The organism is Pseudolactococcus raffinolactis NBRC 100932 (genome assembly GCF_001591765.1).
GTDB lineage: Bacteria > Bacillota > Bacilli > Lactobacillales > Streptococcaceae > Pseudolactococcus > Pseudolactococcus raffinolactis.
In genome coordinates, this window is record NZ_BCVN01000005.1 from 1 (window position 1) to 20,272 (window position 20,272).

At 42.3% G+C, this 20,272-nt stretch carries 19 protein-coding genes and 1 pseudogene; 1 reads left to right on the forward strand and 19 read right to left on the reverse strand.

All coding sequences use genetic code 11. The annotated features are described in order from the left end of the window. Positions 1–43: 43 nt before the first annotated feature. From LRA01S_RS02905 to LRA01S_RS02955, 11 genes and pseudogenes are all read right to left on the reverse strand, one after another. The gene (locus tag LRA01S_RS02905; RefSeq protein WP_061774149.1) at positions 44–424 is read right to left on the reverse strand and encodes a VOC family protein; all 381 of its coding nucleotides are present in this window, start codon (positions 422–424) and stop codon (positions 44–46) included. A 72-nt stretch (positions 425–496) separates the two neighbouring features. Continuing rightward, positions 497–2,605 (reverse strand): glutamine synthetase III family protein, encoded by a 2,109-nt coding sequence (locus LRA01S_RS02910; protein WP_061774150.1) that lies wholly within the window; start codon positions 2,603–2,605, stop codon positions 497–499. Positions 2,606–2,789: 184 nt separating this feature from the next. Beyond that, entirely contained in the window at positions 2,790–4,130 is a 1,341-nt protein-coding gene (glnA, locus tag LRA01S_RS02915; RefSeq protein WP_061774151.1) for a type I glutamate--ammonia ligase, read from the reverse strand. A 107-nt stretch (positions 4,131–4,237) separates the two neighbouring features. Next, complete coding sequence (locus LRA01S_RS02920; protein ID WP_061774152.1) at positions 4,238–4,600, reverse strand: MerR family transcriptional regulator; 363 nt, start codon at positions 4,598–4,600, stop codon at positions 4,238–4,240. Positions 4,601–4,759: 159 nt separating this feature from the next. Next, positions 4,760–5,029 (reverse strand): rhodanese-like domain-containing protein, encoded by a 270-nt coding sequence (locus tag LRA01S_RS02925; protein WP_061774153.1) that lies wholly within the window; start codon positions 5,027–5,029, stop codon positions 4,760–4,762. A gap of 3 nt (positions 5,030–5,032) precedes the next feature. Next, entirely contained in the window at positions 5,033–6,052 is a 1,020-nt protein-coding gene (ruvB, locus tag LRA01S_RS02930) for a Holliday junction branch migration DNA helicase RuvB (protein ID WP_061774154.1), read from the reverse strand. Positions 6,053–6,513: 461 nt separating this feature from the next. Then, positions 6,514–7,095: a Holliday junction branch migration protein RuvA gene (gene ruvA / locus LRA01S_RS02935; protein ID WP_061774155.1), complete on the reverse strand. Its 582-nt coding sequence runs from the start codon at positions 7,093–7,095 to the stop codon at positions 6,514–6,516. A gap of 125 nt (positions 7,096–7,220) precedes the next feature. Continuing rightward, entirely contained in the window at positions 7,221–9,143 is a 1,923-nt protein-coding gene (mutL, locus tag LRA01S_RS02940; protein WP_061774156.1) for a DNA mismatch repair endonuclease MutL, read from the reverse strand. A gap of 52 nt (positions 9,144–9,195) precedes the next feature. Then, positions 9,196–10,109 (reverse strand): annotated as a pseudogene (locus LRA01S_RS02945) (NAD-dependent epimerase/dehydratase family protein). Next, positions 10,103–10,795 (reverse strand): type 1 glutamine amidotransferase domain-containing protein, encoded by a 693-nt coding sequence (locus LRA01S_RS02950; protein WP_239519119.1) that lies wholly within the window; start codon positions 10,793–10,795, stop codon positions 10,103–10,105. Before LRA01S_RS02950 ends, LRA01S_RS02945 begins: the two are co-directional and overlap by 7 nt. Next, entirely contained in the window at positions 10,792–11,112 is a 321-nt protein-coding gene (locus LRA01S_RS02955; RefSeq protein WP_061774157.1) for an ArsR/SmtB family transcription factor, read from the reverse strand. The genes LRA01S_RS02950 and LRA01S_RS02955 overlap by 4 nt, the downstream gene beginning before the upstream one ends. 259 nt (positions 11,113–11,371) lie before the next feature. On the opposite strand from LRA01S_RS02955, the gene LRA01S_RS02960 reads away from it, so the two are divergent. Further along, on the forward strand, positions 11,372–11,866 hold the full coding sequence (locus LRA01S_RS02960) for a P-loop NTPase family protein (RefSeq protein WP_061774158.1): 495 nt from the start codon (positions 11,372–11,374) through the stop codon (positions 11,864–11,866). A gap of 78 nt (positions 11,867–11,944) precedes the next feature. On the opposite strand, the gene LRA01S_RS02965 is transcribed toward LRA01S_RS02960, so the two are convergent. The 8 genes from LRA01S_RS02965 to LRA01S_RS03000 form a co-directional block, all read right to left on the reverse strand. Then, positions 11,945–12,241, reverse strand: a complete 297-nt coding sequence (locus tag LRA01S_RS02965; RefSeq protein ID WP_061774159.1) for a hypothetical protein — start codon at positions 12,239–12,241, stop codon at positions 11,945–11,947. Positions 12,242–12,249: 8 nt separating this feature from the next. Continuing rightward, complete coding sequence (locus tag LRA01S_RS02970) at positions 12,250–12,456, reverse strand: hypothetical protein (RefSeq protein WP_061774160.1); 207 nt, start codon at positions 12,454–12,456, stop codon at positions 12,250–12,252. A 360-nt stretch (positions 12,457–12,816) separates the two neighbouring features. Further along, positions 12,817–15,333: a DNA mismatch repair protein MutS gene (gene mutS, locus LRA01S_RS02975; RefSeq protein WP_061774221.1), complete on the reverse strand. Its 2,517-nt coding sequence runs from the start codon at positions 15,331–15,333 to the stop codon at positions 12,817–12,819. Between the two features lie 34 nt (positions 15,334–15,367). Then, positions 15,368–15,745: a YlbF family regulator gene (locus tag LRA01S_RS02980; RefSeq protein WP_061774161.1), complete on the reverse strand. Its 378-nt coding sequence runs from the start codon at positions 15,743–15,745 to the stop codon at positions 15,368–15,370. Then, entirely contained in the window at positions 15,726–16,202 is a 477-nt protein-coding gene (gene argR / locus LRA01S_RS02985) for an arginine repressor (protein WP_061774162.1), read from the reverse strand. The genes LRA01S_RS02980 and argR overlap by 20 nt, the downstream gene beginning before the upstream one ends. Positions 16,203–16,260: 58 nt before the next feature. Next, positions 16,261–17,952 carry an arginine--tRNA ligase gene (gene argS / locus LRA01S_RS02990; protein ID WP_061774163.1) on the reverse strand — a complete coding sequence of 564 codons (1,692 nt, stop codon included), beginning with the start codon at positions 17,950–17,952 and terminating at the stop codon, positions 16,261–16,263. 210 nt (positions 17,953–18,162) lie between these two features. After that, complete coding sequence (locus LRA01S_RS02995) at positions 18,163–18,624, reverse strand: hypothetical protein (RefSeq protein WP_061774164.1); 462 nt, start codon at positions 18,622–18,624, stop codon at positions 18,163–18,165. Positions 18,625–18,812: 188 nt separating this feature from the next. Then, a complete protein-coding gene (locus tag LRA01S_RS03000; RefSeq protein WP_061774165.1) occupies positions 18,813–20,171 on the reverse strand; it encodes an FAD-dependent oxidoreductase in 1,359 nt (452 codons plus the stop codon). Positions 20,172–20,272: the final 101 nt, after the last annotated feature.

Here is a 20,272-nt window from a genome sequence, read left to right on the forward strand (position 1 = left end):
CCACTTATTGGGGGTGTTGACAGTCTTTTTCTAATTTGGGGAACTAAACAGTAATCTCCACCTTATTCCCATCAGGATCAAGGACGACAGATTCATAATAACCATCACCCGTTGTACGGGGTTTTCCGACAATTTCAAAACCTTCTTGAGCTAGGAGATTTGTCAAATCATCTACCTGCTCTTTTGTACCAACTGACATGGCTAGGTGGGCATAGCCAAAATCATCTTTTGCTGTTCTTTCTGCAATATCTGGACGTGTCATAATCTCTAAACGCGTCTCATCATCAAAGCTAAGGAAATAGGACTTAAACTCTGTTTTCTTGTTATGATAAAGGTCAATGCTTTTAGCTCCGAAATAAGTCGTATAAAAGTCACGCATTGCCTCTAGGTTACGCGTCCACAATGCCAAGTGATTAATTTTCATTTCAATTCTCCTACCAAACCAAAAGGATCTCAAAAGTTTAAACTTATGAAATCCTTTTATTTAATGACTTCCTTAGACTTCAAACAACAAGTCGCCATAAGATGGCATTGGCCATGCTTCTTTGTCAACGATCATTTCCAATTTGTCAACCGGTGCACGAAGGGCATCCATGGCTTTAAAGACAACTTCATTAAAGAAGCGGGCTTGTACTTTACCTTCTTCTTGTTGTGCTGCTTCTGCTGCAACTTTTTCAAGTTCAGAAAGGGCTGCTTTCGCTTCTTTCAACAAATCAGAAACTTGAGCCAAGATACCTGCTTGAACATCTGCATCACAGCCAGCTGCTTTAACAGCAAGGACCGTGTCTGCCAATGATTTCGTATATTTGATGACAGCTGGGATGATTTGTTTTGTCGCCATGTCAATCATGGTAAGGGCTTCGATATTGATGACCTTACTGTAATTTTCATATTTAACTTCTTCACGCGCTTTTAATTCAGTTGGTGTCAAGACGCCATATTTGTTGAACAAGGCAACAACATCGGCTTCACCCAAGACTTCGGTTGCATCAACCATGTTTTTGAGATTTGGCAAGCCACGTTTTTCAGCTTCTACAACCCACTCATCAGAGTAGCCATCACCATTGAAAATGATACGTTTGTGTTCTTTGGCGTATTCCGCAATCAAAGCATCAACTGCAGCATCAAAATCTTCTGCTTGTGCCAAACGTTCTGATGCATCATCAAAGGCTTCAGCGACAATCGTATTCAAAACAATATTTGGTGAGGCAATAGAATCACGTGAGCCAACCATACGAAACTCAAACTTATTACCTGTGAAGGCAAATGGTGATGTCCGGTTACGGTCAGTCGCATCTTTCGAGATATCACGAAGTGCAGAAGACCCCGTCGCCAACACGCCACCCTTAATAGAGGTTGCAGCTGATCCACTCGCCACGTACTGATCCATGATATCTTCTAATTGCGAACCAAGGAAGATTGAGATGATAGCTGGTGGCGCTTCATTGGCACCTAAACGATGGTCATTACCTGGATCAGCAGCTGATTCACGGAGCAAGCCAGCGTATTTATCCACTGCTTTAATGATACACGCAAGAACTAACAAGAACTGTTTGTTTTCATGTGGTCGTGAGCCTGGTTCAAGCAAGTTTTCGCCTTTATCCGTCACGAGTGACCAGTTGTTATGTTTACCAGAACCATTGACACCGGCAAATGGTTTTTCGTGCAAGAGACATTTCATGTCATGACGACAAGCAATGCGTTTCAAGGTTTGCATCACCACTTGGTTTTGGTCTACGGCAACATTGGCATTGGCATAGATTGGCGCAATTTCATGTTGAGCAGGTGCCACTTCGTTATGTTGTGTTTTGGATGTCACGCCAGCTTTCCAAAGTTCTTCGTTAACATCTTTCATGAAGCCAGCAACACGTTGGCGGATAGTCCCAAAGTAATGGTCATCCAATTCTTGACCTTTAGGCGCAGCAGCACCAAACAAGGTACGGCCAGCGTAGATCAAGTCTTTACGTTTTAGGAAAGTCTCTTCATCGACCAAGAAATATTCTTGTTCCGCACCAACAGAAGGTGCTACACGACTTGCAGACGTATTACCAAACAAGCGAAGTAATTTAATAGATGAATCTGAGATAACTTGCATAGAGCGGAGCAATGGTGCTTTTTGATCCAATGCTTCACCGTTATAAGAATAAAATGCCGTTGGAATCAAAAGCGTTGTACCAGCCGCATCGTGGCGAACGAATACTGGAGAAGTCGTATCCCAAACTGTGTAACCACGCGCTTCAAAGGTCGCACGCAAACCGCCTGATGGGAATGATGACCCATCTGGTTCACCTTTGATCAATTCTTTACCAGAAAAGGCAGTCAAGACACTACCGTCAGCTTTTGGTGCTGTGATAAACGAATCTTGTTTTTCAGCTGTTACGCCTGTCAATGGCTGGAACAAATGCGCAAAGTGAGTTGCACCTTTGCCAATCGCCCATTCTCTGATCTCATTTGCAATGACATCTGCTGTCGCAAGATCAAGATCTTTGCCTTCTTCAATTGATTTTTTAAATTGTTTGTAAATGCTCTTTGGCAAACGTTGCTGCATGACCGCATCCGTGAAAACATCTTCAGCAAAGATTTCCGGAATATTGACTTTCTCCATCGTTAAGTTCTCCTGACATTTTATATGTTATAACTTCTAACACCATCATTATACATTATTTTTTTATTGATTGCAACAATAGTTGTAATTTTTAGAATTTTCTTTTTACTAATGTTCATTTTTAACAATTTATAAAAAAGCACACCAGTTCTCATATACTGAGTACTGATGTGCTACGGTCTATTTAATAAAGATAGAGATAGTTGTCGATCTCCCATTGAGAGACGAATTGGGCGTAAGAGGCCCACTCTACTTTTTTCGTTTCTACAAAGTTGGTGTAAATATGTTGACCTAAGGCAGCCTTTACCACGTCATCTTCACGTAGGGCTTTCACTGCATTATGCAAGGTTGACGGTAGGTCTGTGATGCCGACTGCTTTACGCTCATCACCTGACATCATATAGATATTATTTTCAACTGGTGCTGGTGCTTCAAGTTTCCGCTCAATTCCGTCCAGACCACATTCTAGCAAAACAGCTAATGCCAAGTAAGGATTCGCTGTTGGATCAACTGCTCGAAGCTCAAGGCGAGTTCCTTTCCCACGTGAAGCAGGAACACGAACTAGCGGTGAACGATTACGGCCTGCCCATGCGATATAAACAGGGGCTTCGTAGCCTGGGACGAGGCGCTTATAGGAATTCACCGTCGGGTTAGTAATGGCAGTGAAATTATAGGCATGGTCTAAGATACCACCCAAGAAATGGTAGGCAGTCTCTGATAACTCCAACTCACCTTTTGGATCGTAAAAGGCATTGTTGCCTTCTTGGTCAAAAAGGGACATGTTACAATGCATGCCACTGCCATTGATGCCAAATTTTGGCTTGGCCATGAAGGTCGCGTAAAGACCATGCTCACGGGCAATCGTTTTGACGACCAGTTTAAAGATTTGGATGTTGTCGCAGGCTTCCAGGACGTTGGTATATTTGAAGTCGATTTCGTGCTGACCAACGGCTACTTCATGGTGACTGGCTTCGACTTCGAAACCAAGGTCAGTTAGGACATTGACGATTTCACGGCGGGTATTATCCGCTGTATCCGTTGGTGCAAGGTCAAAGTAACCACCTTGGTCATTGACTTCAAGTGTTGGATTGCCTTTTTCGTCAAGTTTGAATAGGAAAAATTCAGGTTCAGGACCCAAGTTAAATGACTTGAAACCAGTCGCTTCCATGTGCGTTAAAGCACGTTTGAGGTTACCACGAGGATCTCCTGCAAATGGCGTCCCATCGGGATTGTAGACATCACAAATCAAGCCTGCGACTTTGCCGTTCTCATCGCCCCAAGGGAAGATAATCCAAGTATCAAGGTCGGGGTAAAGATACATGTCTGATTCATTAATGCGGACGAAACCTTCAATGGAAGAACCGTCGAACATCATTTTGTTGTCTAAAATTTTCTCTAGCTGTTCTTCTGTTGCAGGGACTTCGACATTTTTAAGTGTCCCTAAGATGTCTGTAAACATCAGGCGCAAAAAAGTGACATTTTTCTCTTTGACTTCGCTAAGAATGTCTGCAGGTGTGATAGTCATATTGTTCTCCTTTACCCCAAAACGCTATTTTGAGTCTTTGTAAATCTGTAAGAAAAGCGTGCTGAACACGCCGCCTTTTTTATTTCACTCAGTTGCCTTATGGGTCATTATCTTAAGTTTGTATTGGGTTTGTTAAATCTTGATTGTTGCATGATTTCTTGTTCTAAGATTCTGCGTACTTCTGCGTCAGAAATGGACTGACTTTTGACTTTAGCCAGGTCTTCCTTACTCTGTTCATAAACACGTTTAATACCTGCTATGTTTAAGCCGTCATTGAGGTAGTCCTTAATTTCAAGCAGGACATCCATATCGTTAAGCGAATACATGCGGCGGTTGCCATCATTTCTTGCTGGAAAAATCAAACCTTGATCCTCGTAATAACGAATTTGACGCGCTGTCAGATCTGTTAACTGCATAACTGTGCCAATTGGAAAAACAGCCATTGACCGTCGTAGTTCACGTTCTTTCACTAATAGATACCTCCTTTACCTTCTCATTATATAAAGACTTGTCAGAAAAGTCAACGGCTAATGTAAGATAAAATCACATCTTACATTGACCGTTTTATGATGACGTTTTCTTGGTCTAATAATCGTCATTATTCCGAATAATGTCACCCTGATAATCAATCATACCAGGTGCGACCATTGGATATTTAGACCAGCATCTTCAAAAACATGACTGGCACGATAGGCTTTATTGGTCGTCCGACAAATGACATAATAAGATTTTTCAGGATCCAGCTCAAACTTACAATCTTCCACATCATCAATCGGAATGTTGACGGCTGTTGGAATATGAAAACTCTCAAATTGCTCACGTGGGCGAACATCCAAAACGTTTAAGTTGGGAATATCAAGTTTTTCAAACGCTTCTAATGGTATCAGGTTAAAGGTCATCACTCAGTCTCCTTTATATTCATAACCAAAATGCTCATAGGCCTTGGCAGTCGCACAGCGTCCTTGACGGGTCCGAACCAAAAAGCCGGACTGGATCAAATATGGTTCGTACATATCTTCCAGTGTTTCGCGTTCTTCCGATATGTTAACCGCAAGCGTTCCTAGACCAACTGGTCCACCATTGTACATCTCGATCATCGTTTTAATAATTTTTTGGTCAACATAATCAAGGCCTGAGGCATCTACATCTAACATGGTCAAGGCTTGGCGGGTGATGTCATCGTCGATGAGACCTGTTCCCTTAATTTGCGCATAGTCTCTGACACGTTTGAGCAGGCGGTTAGCGATACGCGGTGTCCCACGACTCCGACGGGCCATTTCAAAAGCGCCATCCCCTGTGATGTCAACTTCAAAGATATCAGCGGTACGCTCGATGATTTCGGTCAAATCTTCCAGATCGTAATAGGCCATATGGGCATTGATCCCGAAACGCGCCCTCAAGGGATTTGAGAGCATGCCTGCGCGCGTCGTTGCACCAATCAAGGTGAAAGGTGGCAACTCCAAATGAACGCTGCGAGAGCTGTCCGAGCCTCCAATCATGATGTCAATGTAGAAATCTTCCATCGCGCTGTAGAGCACTTCCTCGACGGACATAGGCAGGCGGTGAATTTCGTCAATGAAGAGGACGTCACCAGCTTCTAGCTCATTCAAAATCGCGACTAAGTCGCCCGCTTTTTCGATGGCAGGTCCAGACGTCTGTTTAATATTGACGCCAAGTTCATTTGCGATCACGAATGCCATGGTCGTTTTACCCAAGCCTGGGGGACCAAAGAGTAAAACGTGGTCCAATGATTCTTCGCGCATTTTGGCTGCCTTGATGAAAATATCCAGCTGTTCTTTGATTTTGTCTTGACCGATATACTGATTGAGGTATTGCGGTCTGAGGGTGCGTTCGACTAAGTTCCCGTCTTGTTCCAGATCGTAGTCCTGTAACTCCCCTGATGTTAATTTGTCGTTTTCCATATCTTTATTGTATCAAAAAATAGCGATTAAGTCGTTAATCATTAGCCATATGACATGGTTACACCTTGTCATATACGTACCACACAACTCCAACTCTATTAGCGTGACGAAGAACTTGCCCTTTCTACAAGAATTTGATAATATGGACGTATAAAAAAACGCCGAGAGTACCACTCTCGACGTTTGATAAGCTTTGGAGTATTTTTTGATTAACGTCTCTTTTTAGAGGCGTTTTTTATTATCTTGAACGCACAGGCAAAATTGATACAATACTTGCCAAGCGCCGTGATAATCATCGCACTTGCTATCGCAAACTTAATCACGTCGGATACTCCTTATAGCTTATCAGCCTGATCAAGGGAGCTACCCTTAATCTAACATGATTCGATTGTAGCACAGATTTAAGTTGACCTCAACTCTTTACTTGTGCTATCAAAATAAAAAACTAATCTTGCGATTAGTCATTTCATCATTAATTTTAAAGCTGTTTTGATAAAACCTTCGGTTGTATCTTGTGTGCCTTCCAGCTTTTTTTGGACTTTCTTGAGTTCAGTCGCTTTGTAGCCCAAGGCGACTAAGGCTTCTAAAGCATCGTCCAACTCTGTACTTGCTGGAAGCTGTGGTCTTGCGACATCAGCTGCAACATTTTCAAACTTGCCTTCGAGGTCTAAGACCATTTGACTGGCTGTTTTCTTGCCGACGCCTGGAAATTTGGTCAGATATTTGATATCACCGCTGTCAATGGCGGTGACGAGGCCGATATTATCATCGGCTGCGATGATGGCGAGCGCTGATTTGGGGCCGATGCCTGAAACAGAAATCAGCTGTAAAAATAGGCGTTTTTCTGTTTCATCCGTAAAGCCATAAAGCGTGTGGGCATCGTCACGGATGACTTGGTGGACATAGACTTCGATGTCAGCGTTCACGAGGTTTGAAAAGACATAGGGGTTGGCGACATGGAGCAAGTAGCCAATGCCTGAGACGTCAAGCACAATATAGGTCGGTGTGATCTTGACCAAGGTGCCCTTAAGATATTCGTACATAATTTCCTTCTATAAATATGAGGTTGATTTAAAACTGGGTATTCCAACCACTTTTGTGTGTTTACCAACTCGCAAGCTCGCAGGTCATAAGTTAATTTGGAACGACATAAAGATTATGCTGATTTTTAGAACTGAGTATTCCAACCACCTTTGTGAGTCTGTTGAATGCGTCTGAACATTTTTTCTAGATCTGTATTTGAAAAGGCGACGAGGGCTGGTCTGCCGTGGGGACAGTTATAGGGATTTTCACATTGTGAAAGTTGCTGTAATAAATCACGCGCACTAGCGGCATCAATATACATATTGGCTTTAATCGAGCTTTTACAGGCAATCATAATGGCCAAATCTTCCCGATACTTTTTAACCGAAACTTCACGCCCATCTAGCAGGAGATCAATCAATTCATAAGTGGCAGACTCAATCTCGTCATCCTGCATCCAAATCGGATGTTCCCGTAAAATCAACTGATTGTCGCCATAGGCATCCAAGAAGACGCCTGCTTCAGCAAGCAAGTCTTTTTTCTCAAGAACAGTCAACAAGTCATTTTGCGGCAGGTTGATAAAAATCGGCGCTAAAAGTTGTTGTTGGTCATAGTTGACTTGACCGATTTTATCGCGGTAGTATTCGTACTTCACACGTTCTTGTGCGGCGTGCTGATCGACAATATACAGTCCTTCTGGCGACTGACATAATAAATAGGTGCCATGCATTTGCGATAGAAATTCGAACTCTGGGAAAGTCTGGTTGGCTTTCTCGTCTGCTTCAGGTGCTAGGGCAACCGTTTCTGTCAGCAAAACTTCTGCTTGTACCGGCTCAGGATCAGACTGCGCTGTTACGATTGTCGATGTCTCTAACTCCGACAAGGTTTCTGGTACTTTTTCAAAGGTCGCCTTTTCTTTCACATAGAAATCCTGGCGATCCGTATCATAATATAGCGTTTTGTTTTGCAGTGGCAACTGTGTCTGCTCATGTTTTGGTGTTGGAAAGACTGGCTTAGTCTGCTTCGTTAAATTCTCCAAAGCATCTGGAATCAAGGTTTGCGGCTGCAAAGCTTGGCTAATGGCTTTAGAAATCAAGACCATTAACTCGCGCTCTTTTGAGATTCTGACTTCTTGCTTGGTTGGGTGGACATTGACGTCGGCCAAAAATGGATCAATTTTAATGTCGATGACCGCAATCGGAAAGCGACCCACCATGAGTTTCGAGCCGTAGCCATCGACAATTGCGCGGTTGATCAAAAAGTTTTTGATGTAGCGACCATTGAGCAAAACGGTGATGTAATTTCGATTGGCGCGAGTCAGCTCAGGTAGGCTGACATAGCCCGTCACATCAAAGTCCAGGTCTTGAGCCGAAATCGCAATCATTTTTTTGGCAGTCGAAATGCCGTAAACACCAGCCAGTGCTTGCTTCAACTCGCCCGTTCCAGCTGTTTTCATCATCTCACGTCCGTCGTTAATCAGCGTAAAAGCCACCTCAGGATGGGCAAGACTCAGGCGGTTGATAATGTCCGTGATATGGCCAAGCTCCGCTTGTAAACTCTTGATGTACTTGAGGCGGGCGGGTGTATTATAGAAGAGATTTTCAACTTTTATCCGTGTTCCGATGCGTTTGGGGGCTGGACTGTTTTGGATGATCTCGCCACCTTTAGCGACAAGCAAAGTCCCACTCTCATCTCCATTATCAGCTACGGATGTATTAATCGTTAGCTCACTCACACTAGCGATAGAAGGCAAAGCCTCGCCCCTAAACCCAAGCGTCCGAATACGAAAGAGGTCATCGACATCTTTGATTTTACTTGTGGCGTGGCGCTTGAGGGCGAGCGCCACTTCATCGTGGGCAATCCCTTCACCATTATCGATGATTTCGATTGATTTCAGACCTGATTCTTCAATCTTGACCGTGATTTGTGTTGACTTGGCATCAATGGCGTTTTCTAGTAATTCTTTCACCACACTAGCCGGCCGCTCAATCACTTCACCTGCTGCGATTTTATTGGCTAAATTATCATCTAACTCAATGATTTTTTGATGTTTCTCCTGTTTTGTCATAGGTTTATTATATCACAAATCTATTGACTGCTTGATACCACAGACAAAGTCTTTAATCAGCCTCACCTAAAATTTGTCGGATACCAGAATCAATCGGTGTGATCGTAAATTCTGGAAAGACTGCTTTAAATTTATCAGAACTAAAGTGATTGTCAACCTGATAGCGTGGCAATAGTTCTTGAAGTTCTTTTAGGTTATGATTGACATAGCTACCTAATTTGAATTGCCACAGCTTAATGACTGAATACTCCAGCTTTTCGTCTGTTATAGACTGTGCTAGGCCGATCATCTCTTGATAGGTTAAGCTATCCTCACAGGGAAGATGCCAGGTTTGACCATAGGCGCTTTCCGTATTACCAAGCAAGGCCATAGCACGACTAGCATCTGGTGTCCAAATCAAGGTTCTTAGCGTTAACGCACTGACTGGCACTTTAATGCTTTTTTGTTTTTTATTGGGTTAAAGATCATGGTGTTGGTGATACTCTGTGTTTTTCCAGGTCCATAAAATTCAGGTGCGCGACAGATAAGCGCCTGTAAGTCACTTGTTGCCATTGCTTGCAAGACCATTTCTGCCAATTGGGCACGTACTGCTGATTTCCTGCCTACAGGTTCAAATGGGCTATTTTCATCTTGAATTGCTGCTGTTTTGGCGTACATATAGGTGTTATCAAAGAATACAAGTTTACTTTGGTTCACTTGACAGGCTTTGATGACATTGGCCATCATTAATAGAAATTGTGCTTCCCACAGCTCTGAATCCATGGGCAATCCAGCTGTCAAGTAGACGATATCACTGCCGGCGATGGCCTTGTTTGCCTCTTCGTACTTCAGTAAGTCAGCTGATACTAGCTCATCAGTAGCATTGACCCGTATGGGTTTACGACTGACCAAGCGGATATCTTTTGTGTAGATTTGATGTAAGGCTTTCGCCAGTTCTTGGCCAATCTGACTGTTGCTGCCTAGGATGGTTTATATGCGTTCAACTCCTCTATGAGTAATTTAGCGACAGCACGGACTGAAAATGGGTTTTGACCTGTGATGAACTGGCCATCCTGTAGTGCGTGGGATTTGTAAAATCGTTTTTTCTGGAAGTTAGCACCGTGTGTTCTTGCTAAGGTTCGATTTAAAAAAGGGACGACTTTTTTCTTGCCCGCAATGATTTCTTCTGATGTTGTAAAGCCTGTTATCTTTTTGCCTGCAATGAGATAATGGCCTTGCTCATCTTTAAGGTTCAGTAGACCTGCAATGCCGTGGCAGATAGAGGTTAGATAACCACCAGCCTTGTAAATCGAGCGGGCAATGGCTTGGATCTCTGAGTTTTCTGGAAAATCCCACATCACGCCATGCCCACCTGTAAAGTAGATAGCAGAATAATCAGTAGGGTTGATTTGATCTGGTTTCAAGGTATTTCGGAGTCCTCTGTCTAAGAAATCCTGACTTTCATAGATTTTCCAGATTGACGCATCCATATATGTCATGCTTCGTGGGTCAAGCGGGACTAAGCCACCTTTTGGACTGACAAAATCATAAGCAATACCTTGCTTTTGAAGTTCCGCTACAAATTCTGCGCTCTCACCTAACCACAATCCTGTTGCTTCATTTGTGCTTTGGTAGCGGCTGACATTTGTTTCTACGATCAATACTTTTATCATGCGTTTCTACTTTCTTGTGTCATGATCGTTGTGACTTGGGTTAAGAAGTGTTGTAATTTCGAAATTTCGGTGGTGTCATGATTCAGATAGTAAAAATTCTTGGTGCCTTCTGAGCGATAGGCCACAATTTTAGCTTGTCTCAAAATTTTTAAATGGTGTGAAATTGCTGGACGCGATAAACCAGTCGCTTCAATCATTTCTCCTACTTGTATTCCCTGACACGTCTCCTCCTCCAGTAACCTAATAATGATGGCTTGCCTTTTCTCATCCCCTAATGCGATGAGAAAATCGCTCACGTCTGTTAGCTCTTTTTTCATATGATGATACTTGTTCACTTTTTCTCCCTTTTTTGTTCGTTTATATTTTTAAACCATTAAACCATGTTTTGTGATGTGACACAAAAGATACGGCTTATTTTTCTGAATTTTTATAAAGTGAACTGAAGTTCTGCATAAAAGATAAACCTATTGAGATGAATGATGCACTACAAAATATGATAAAATAAGCTATTGAAAAGTTGCTATATTTTATTGGTCTGGATTCATCCTAGAAAACGAAAGGCTTGTTGAGCTAAACATGAAAATCTATATCATCGGTGCTGTTGCTAGTGGTAAGACCACTTTAGCCAAAACACTATCGGACAGATTGGATGTCCCTTACTATTCACTAGACAATGTCGTCCATCTACCCGATGCCCAATCACCAACAGGTAATACCAAGCGCTCTGTCACAGAACAAGCACAACTTTTTGCCCATATTTTACAGCAAGACCGTTACATCATTGAAGATGTTGGCCGCCCTCAGTTTACCAAGGGGTTACACGAAGTAGATCACATCCTGTTTCTTGATTTTCCAGTTTACCAACTCTATAAACGCGTTATTTTTAGATGGTTGAAACAAGGAGTTGGTATCGAAGCCTCAAATTATAAACCAACCGTAGCCATGTTAAGCAAGATGCTAAAATGGGCAACGACAAGTTCCAAAAGGCAAATTCAACCTTTTTTGGCAAAAACGACAATACTTAGGAATAAGAGAGACAACCAGAATTATAGCGATCAATTTGAAGTTTAGATAGCCAAATCTTCATCCTATCACGCCAAAAAAGTAGCTTAGATGTTCAATTCTAAACTACTTTTTACAATCTGAATATTAGAACCATTTGAAACTGATGATTTTAGCCCACAATGACCTTTTTTTGTGTGTCGTTTTCTTCTCTTTTTTTACTTTAACGACTTCTTTATTTGAATCATTTTGTTTAGATTCGTTTACATATTTTTCAGCATCTGCACGAAGTTCATCTGTGATGACTGTTGTTTTGGACGCATCTAATTTTTCAGCAATGTATTGAATATAATCATATGCTTCTGCTGGGACAATATCGGTATGATTTTCAGATTGATATTTGTCAATATATGAGAAATATTCAGAGGCTTCTTCTTGTGTCATTTCTCGACTTATTTCATCAGGCGAATTTTTATATGATTTTTTTCTTCGTCTGTTAATTTTCTCCCCATTTTAGGATGCACAACTTTCCCTTTTCCGCTTGCTACCGCTTCTTTCGCATCTTCTAGGGTGGCAGCATTTACTGAGCTACTCAATAATAAACCACTGGCTAGAGTTATTATTACACCAATTGTTATTTTCTTTAATAAAGTGTTCATTTCACATCTCCTTATATTTAAGAACTTAAATCATTTCCATTTTATTGACGAATGGTACCTGATTTCCCTAAACCTTTAACACTAGCAGGCATATCGTACCTCGTGAACCACCACTCTTGTTTTGAGTTGCATCATGCTCCTTTTAAATTGAAAACGCTTTATATAATTTATTTTATTCTTTTTTTCCCTTAAGTCAAGAAGATAAAAACAATCCTTTTGTTATTTTTTATCATTTCGCTTCATTTTTGATGAATAATTTCATAAAAGAATCATAGGATAAGCCCACGCCTCACCTTATCACACAAAAAAGTAGCTTAGCCATATAATTCTAAGCTACTTTTTTAATCTGTTACAACTACCTTACACCATCTTCTTCAACTCATAAAGCTGGTTCATGGCTTCCATCGGTGTTAGATTCATGATATCAAGATTTCGGACAGCCTCTGCCAACTCATCTGTCCCAGCAAACAAATCAAGTTGCTGCATCTCAGTTGGTGTTTCTTGAACAACCGTCTTAGTCTGCAATTTCGGTGTATCTGCTTCTAATTCTGACAAGATAACCTTGGCACGTTTTAATAGCGGACTAGGCAAGCCAGCAATCTTCGCCACATGGATACCGTAAGATTTATCGGCTGGTCCTGGCTCTATTTTATGGAGGAAGGTCACCTCACCATTCGCTTCGAGCGTCGCGACATGCACGTTCTTCAAGTGCTGCAGGCTATTTTCCAGTGTAACAAGTTCATGATAATGTGTCGCAAACAAGGTTTTAGCGCCGACATGCTCATGAATGTACTCGACAATCGCCTGAGCCAGCGCAATCCCGTCATAAGTCGCAGTGCCACGACCGAGTTCGTCAAATAGAATCAGCGAATTTTTCGTCGCACGACGAATGGCGTGATTGGCCTCCATCATCTCAACCATGAAGGTCGACTGACCACTGATCAAGTCATCCGCCGCACCGATTCGGGTGAAAATGGCATCAAAAATCGGTAACTGCACCTTTTCTGCTGGAATAAAGCTGCCGATCTGCGTCATGACAACAGTCAAAGCAAGCTCCCGCATATAGGTCGATTTACCTGACATATTTGGGCCGGTAATCAACTGAATCATCGTCTCCGCATCAAATTCAATCGAATTTGGCACATATTCCTGAGCGCCCATCACCTTTTCAACCACCGCATGGCGACCATTGATGATATGGATTTCTTGCCCATTTTTAATGATGTCAGGCTGGATATAATGGTTGTTTTCGGCGACAACGGCTAGGGATTGTAACACATCTATTTCAGCGATGGTTTTTGCCAATTTCTGGATGCGAGCGATAAAGGTTTCGGTCTGATCTCGAACCTGTAAAAAGAGGTCATACTCTAGACTAGCAGAGTTTTCCCGTGCATCCAACATCTGACTTTCTAATCGTGATAAGGCTTCAGTACCATAGCGCTCAGAATTTTTCAGAGTTGCCTTCCGAAAGAAATGGTCAGGCACTTGCTCGCGGTTTGAATTGGTTACATGGAAATAGTAACCATCTTTTTTATTGTAATCAATTTTGAGATTATTAATCCCAGAGTTCTCACGTTCCTTGGCTTCAAGCTCCGCAATCCAAGTCGTACCATCACGCATAATAACACGATAGTCATCAAGCGTTGCATTAAAGCCATTTTTGATGATATTACCTTCTGTAATCGTGGCAGCGGCATCCAGATCAATGGCACTTGTGATCAATTCATGTAAATCAGGCATAGGATCCAACTGATTAATGAGATGGTTCAAAACTTCCGCCTGCATATCCGTCAAGACACCCTTAATCGCAGGGACATTGGACAGCGTTTGAGCCAGCTGCAACAAGTCCTTAGGATTAGCCTTGCCAAAGGAAACGCGTGAGGCCAGACGTTCAATATCGTAAACCCCTTTGAGTGTTTCCGTCAAGTCAGAGCGCTCAAAAAAGTGGTCCAAAAAGGTCTGAATAATCGCTTGACGTGTCTGGATAGCTGAAGCACTGACCAAAGGTCTGTCGATCCAAATCCGCAGCATCCGCGTTCCCATGGCCGTCTTGGTCTCGTCTAGCAACCAGTAAAGACTGCCGTGTTTTTTACCTGTTCGCGCATTTTGGAGCAAATCCAGACTTTTTTTGCTGGCTACATCCATGAGCAAGAAATCCTTGATTTCATAATGTTGAACCGCCTGCAAATGCGTCAGATGACGTTTCTGCGTTGTCATCACATAATTCAAAAGTTTTGAAGCCACAGCAATTTCTAGATCAGCTAAACTGTAATCAATCAAGTCGGCATTATCAAAGCCTATCAACTCTTGTGAGACGAGGACGTTGAGCTGTGTTTCAAGGATTTTGCCTTGCACATCCTCAGATGACAAAGCGTAGCCTGTAACCACTTCCCGAGCTTTAAGGGCAGAGATTTCATCGACTACGGCTTCAAAATCAGAAAGTGATGTGACAAAGAACTCCCCCGTTGCCAAGTCCAAGTAACTGAGGGCGTAGATTGTTTGATCCCGATCAATAGCGACGAGGAAATTATTCTCCTTGCCGGTGTTGAGGGCATCAACAGCTGTCCCTGGTGTAACGATTTGCACGACATCGCGTTTGACCACGCCGACAGCTTTTTTGGGATCTTCCATTTGCTCCGCAATCGCCACCTTGTAGCCCAAGTCGATCAGGATATCAATGTATTGCTGAACGCTGTGATGGGGCACACCCGCCATAGGAATGGGATTATCGGCATTTTTATTGCGCGATGTCAAAGTAAGCTCTAAAATTTGCGCTGCTTTAACGGCATCATCATAAAAGAGTTCATAAAAGTCTCCCATCCGAAATAGCAAAAAAGCATCTGGATAATCTTGCTTAATATCCAGATACTGCTGCATGCCCGGTGAGATTTTTTCAGGTTTTTGTGCTGCTTTACTTGTCACGATAAAGTTCCTCGTTAATTTGTGATTCTAAGGTTTGTAGGAGATGCTGCAAGAGATCGTTTGCGACAACCAACTTGCGGCGGTAGTCCATAATCAAGGGTGATTCATTAAGTTGCGCTTCGATGATTTTGGAACGTGCCATAGTTTCTTGATATGCCTTGACCTTGTCAATTTTTTTATACAAGACGGCTTCTTTAGCCAGGACTTTCATCTCAACTTCAAGCGCATAGAGATCCTCAGCTGCTTTCAAGCGTTCTTCTGCTGCTTGAAAGGCTAGGACTGCTGGATGTTGAGAGACTTGGGCTAAGAGCGCCGCAAGGGCTTGATCATATTCAGCACTTTGGGTATCAGTGAGGTTGGATGGCATTTTGGATTTCTCTTTCAAAGTTTGCGGCACTTGCTTCATCTTGACAGGTGATCAATAAGGTATCTGCACCAGCAATCGTACCCAAGACATCTGAGCGATTAGACGTGTCAATGGCATCTGCAACTAAGTCTGCTTCACCTAGACCGGTACGAACGACAAGGATGAACATAGCGCGACTCACACTAATGACATAGGCTGACATGGTATCCATTAAGCTCATGGCCGTGCGAATCAAACCACTATTTTCAGGCTCACCCTCATAATCGAAAACGGTATAGAAACTGCCTTCTTCATAACGATTTTTAATGATCCCAAGCTCTCGAATATCTCGTGACAAAGTCGCTTGGGTCGTAGTAATCCCTTTTTCTAAAAGATGTTGGGAGAGCTCTTCTTGTGTTTCTATTTTGTTATTTTGGATTAACTGTCGAATAATCTTTTGACGTTCTAATTTCTTCATAATGTATATTATAGCATAAGATGAATATTTATGCTTTTATCATTTCTAGCAACAAGCCTTACATTTCTTCAGGTGCATCAACACCCAAAAGTCTGAGACTTTCTCTCAAGACGATGCCAGTGGCGTAAGCCAAAGCGAGACGCGCGTCCTTCTCCGCATTCTCATCCAAAATCCGCGTGTGGGCGTAGTACTTGTTGAAGGCTTGGGCGAGGTTGATGGCGTATTTGGCAATGGCAGATGGCTCGAAAGTGCGTGCTGCTCTTGCGATAACGTCAGGGAATGCTTGCAATAACTTGATGATTTCCCAGCTTTCATCGTCCGTTAGGGCAAGGGTTTTGCCTGCCACCGCATCTGGTTGAAAGTTTGCCTTGCGCAAAATTGATTGAATCCGCGCATGAGCATATTGGACGTAAGGGCCAGTTTCACCTTCAAATGAGACCATTTCCTCTAAGTTGAAGTCGTAACCGTTGAGGCGCTCGTTTTTCAAATCGTAGAATTTGATGGCACCAACACCGACAGCGTGGGCGACTGCGGCTTTGTTAGGTAGATCAGGATTTTTCGCATCGATTTGCGCTTGAGCGCGTTTGACTGCTTCATGTAGCGTTGGTTCTAGTAAGATGACATTGCCCTTACGGGTTGATAATTTCTTACCTTCTTTTGTCACTAAGCCAAATGGCACGTGGTAGATGTCGTCCGCCCAGTCATAGTCCATTTTCTTAAGAACAGCTTTGAGCTGTTTGAAATGTCCTGACTGTTCTTGACCAACAACATAGAGTGATTTAGCAAATTTATAAGTCCGTTTGCGGTAAAGGGCCGCAGCCAAATCACGCGTGATATAAAGCGTTGCGCCATCTGATTTCTTGATTAAAGCTGGGTTTTCAAAACCTTCAAGCTCAATCACAGTTGCCCCTTCAGATTCTGTTAGTAAGCCTTTTTCAGATAGGATATCAATGATTTCATCCATCTTGTCATTATAGAAGGCTTCACCGTTCATGCTGTCAAATTCAACACCTAATTCTGTATAGATGCGGTCGAACTCAACCAGAGATTCATCACGGAACCATTGCCACAATGCCAAGGCTTCCGCATCTCCGTTTTCAAGTTTAAGGAACCAATCACGCGCTTCAACATCAACTGTCGGATCATCTGCCGCTTCAGCATTAATTTGCACGTAGAGTTTGAGCAACTCAGAAATCGGATTTTGACGGATAGCTGCTTCGTTACCGTATTTTTTATAAGCCACGATGAGCATGCCAAACTGCTTACCCCAGTCGCCCAAATGGTTGATCTTGACTGGATTGTAGCCTATTTTTTGATAAATCTTAGCCAAGGCATCCCCAATCACAGTCGAACGCAAATGGCCGATTGAAAAAGGTTTGGCGATGTTGGGTGATGACATATCAATGGCAACATTATCACCTGTTTGGTCTAAAGTCGCATAAGCTGTGCCTTCTGATAAAATTTCTGACAAGACTGCTGTCGCTGTCGCTGATTTATCTAAGAAAAAGTTGACATATGGGCCCATTGCTACGACTTTTTCAAACCCTTCTGACGAAATCTTTTCAGCGATGTCAGCTGCGATCATGTTAGGTGCCTTACGCAAGCTTTTCGCCAAGGAAAAAGCAGGGAAAGCCAAGTCACCCATTTCAGATTTTTTAGGTGTTTCAAGTAAATTACTGATGGCTTCATTACTTAATGCATCACCCAAAACAGCTGCTAGTGCTTGGGATACTAATTGTTTATCATTCATAGTTTTAGTCAAGTCCTTAAAATAGTGTATTTATTACATTTTACCATATTTTTGAGGGGATGAGGGGATAAAAAATGACGCTCTCACCACTTGCCGATGTTGACGCCATTTTTTAATTCTTTACCATTATCCCTTTCACTACATAGCAAAGGATGATAATGGTCAATTTGTTTCATCAAATTCATTTTCGAATTTCTAGTCTGTTTAAACTTAATTTTTGATGAGTAATTTTATATTAATGATAATGCTCACATAACTGAAAAAAATCACTAACCCAATCCAAGCACCTAGACTTAATTCCAAGTTGCCAACTAAGGTCCAAGTGGTGCTGATGGCAACTAGCCACCCGCCTAATGTGACACCACTCCAACCGTTGACCTTCAAAGCATACTTATATAATCTTTCTTGGGTTTCATCCGATAATTTGATATCGGCATAGGTCCTTTGAATTTTTCTTATGCGACGTTTTTCAAACAAGACTTTGAGAGGCGGTAAAAGCCACCACCAAAAAGTCACCTTACCGATGTCAATTTTTTTAGCAGCAGCATGTTTGCTTCTGATTTTCTCCCAGCCTGCTACTTCTTCATGTAGTTCAGTTGTTGCTTGTAGTAAAGGTGCACCAAAAAGTAACCAGGCACCTAATGTTACTAAAACTAAAATCAGTCTATCCATCTCTTATCATCCTTATCAGCGAAATGACTTGATCTTTACTCAATCAGACATTTTCAATACTTGTTTTTATTTGAATTGTTATCATTATTCTATCACATTTTAAAATAACTTGCTTTTTCATTATCTAATCAAATAAAAATAAAATCCCTCTGGCTAATCAAAACCAGAAGGATTTTTACTATCACAGCTTAAAACTTGGTTTCACCTAAAGCGGCTTGCGCTGCTAAGTTCAAGAGTGACCATTGACGGTCGAAACCGGGTTGGAAGAAGAAATCTGCTTCTGCTAGATCTTCTAGGGTTAAACCAGTTGTAATGGCTAGTGCTAGTGCATTAATCTGTGCTGTCACGTCATAAGTGGACATGACTTGACCGCCAAGAATTTTGTGCGTATCTTGGTCATAGTTTAATTTAACGTAAACATCTGTGTTGCCATCGTTTTCCACAAAACTTGGGCGCAAGGTATCTTTGAAGAAGCTACCTGTTACGGCAACGTCAGAGCGGGCAGCTGAGAAATCATTGAGCCCTGTCATGGCGAATTTATAGTCAAAGACTGAAAGGGCACTTGTGCCCAATACACCACGGAATTTTTCAGTTGGTGTGTCTGCTTCAATATTGCGAATGACATAACGCGCTTCACGACGTGCTGTTGATGCCAAAGCAACAGGCGCATGTTTACCGCTTGCAATATTCAACGGCAAGATAGCATCTCCGACTGCGTAGACATCTTTTGCTGAGGTCCGCAAGTAATCATCCACTTTGATTTGACCACGAGGTTCTAGATCAACTAGACCTTTAAGCCATGCTGTATTTGGTGTGACACCTGCTGCAACAATGACGAGATCCGCATCAATAGTACCAGTCGCCGTCTCAACGCCAGTGACTGCATCATCACCGGCAAAACCTGTGATGCTAGCACCGAGTGCTAAGGCAATCCCATTCCCCTCAAAAACGGGAGCTAGGATGTCTGTTAAATCTTTGTCGAGGTAGTTACCAAGAACGTCATCGATCATGTCGATGATTGTCACTTTTTTACCTGCTTTGGCGAAAACTTCTGCGGCTTCGACACCGATATAACCAGAGCCGATGACTGCGACGTTTTTGACTGTCGGGTCTTGCATTTTTTCTTTGATTTTAAGGGCCCAATCACGACCGCGCATGAAGAAAATGTTTGCCTTGTCTGCGCCCGGAACTGGTAAAGCAGCTGGTGTGACACCGGAAGACAGAATGAGTTTATCGTAAGTATCTGTCAGGACGTCACCAGTTGCCAAGTTTTTAACTGTGACTTCTTTTTTATCGGCATCAAAACTTAAAACTTCATGTTGAGATTTGACTTTGCCACCACGTTTTTCGATGTCTTCTGGTTTGAAATTTCGAACATCATCAACACCTGAGACTTTGTCTTCTAAAAACAACTGCATCCCGCATGACAAGAAAGAGACGAAATCTCCTTTTTCATAAATCGTCACATCAGCGTCTGGGTACTTATCCAAAAGTTCCAATGCTGATTGGTGTCCACCGTGGCTTGCGCCAATGATAATAACTTTCATGTTGTTCTCCTTGTGTGATTTTATGACAACTCTAAAGACTGAAAATCACGAATTCAGTGAATAGAGAAAAGGCTTTCCATCTTTAGGATACAAAAATGAAA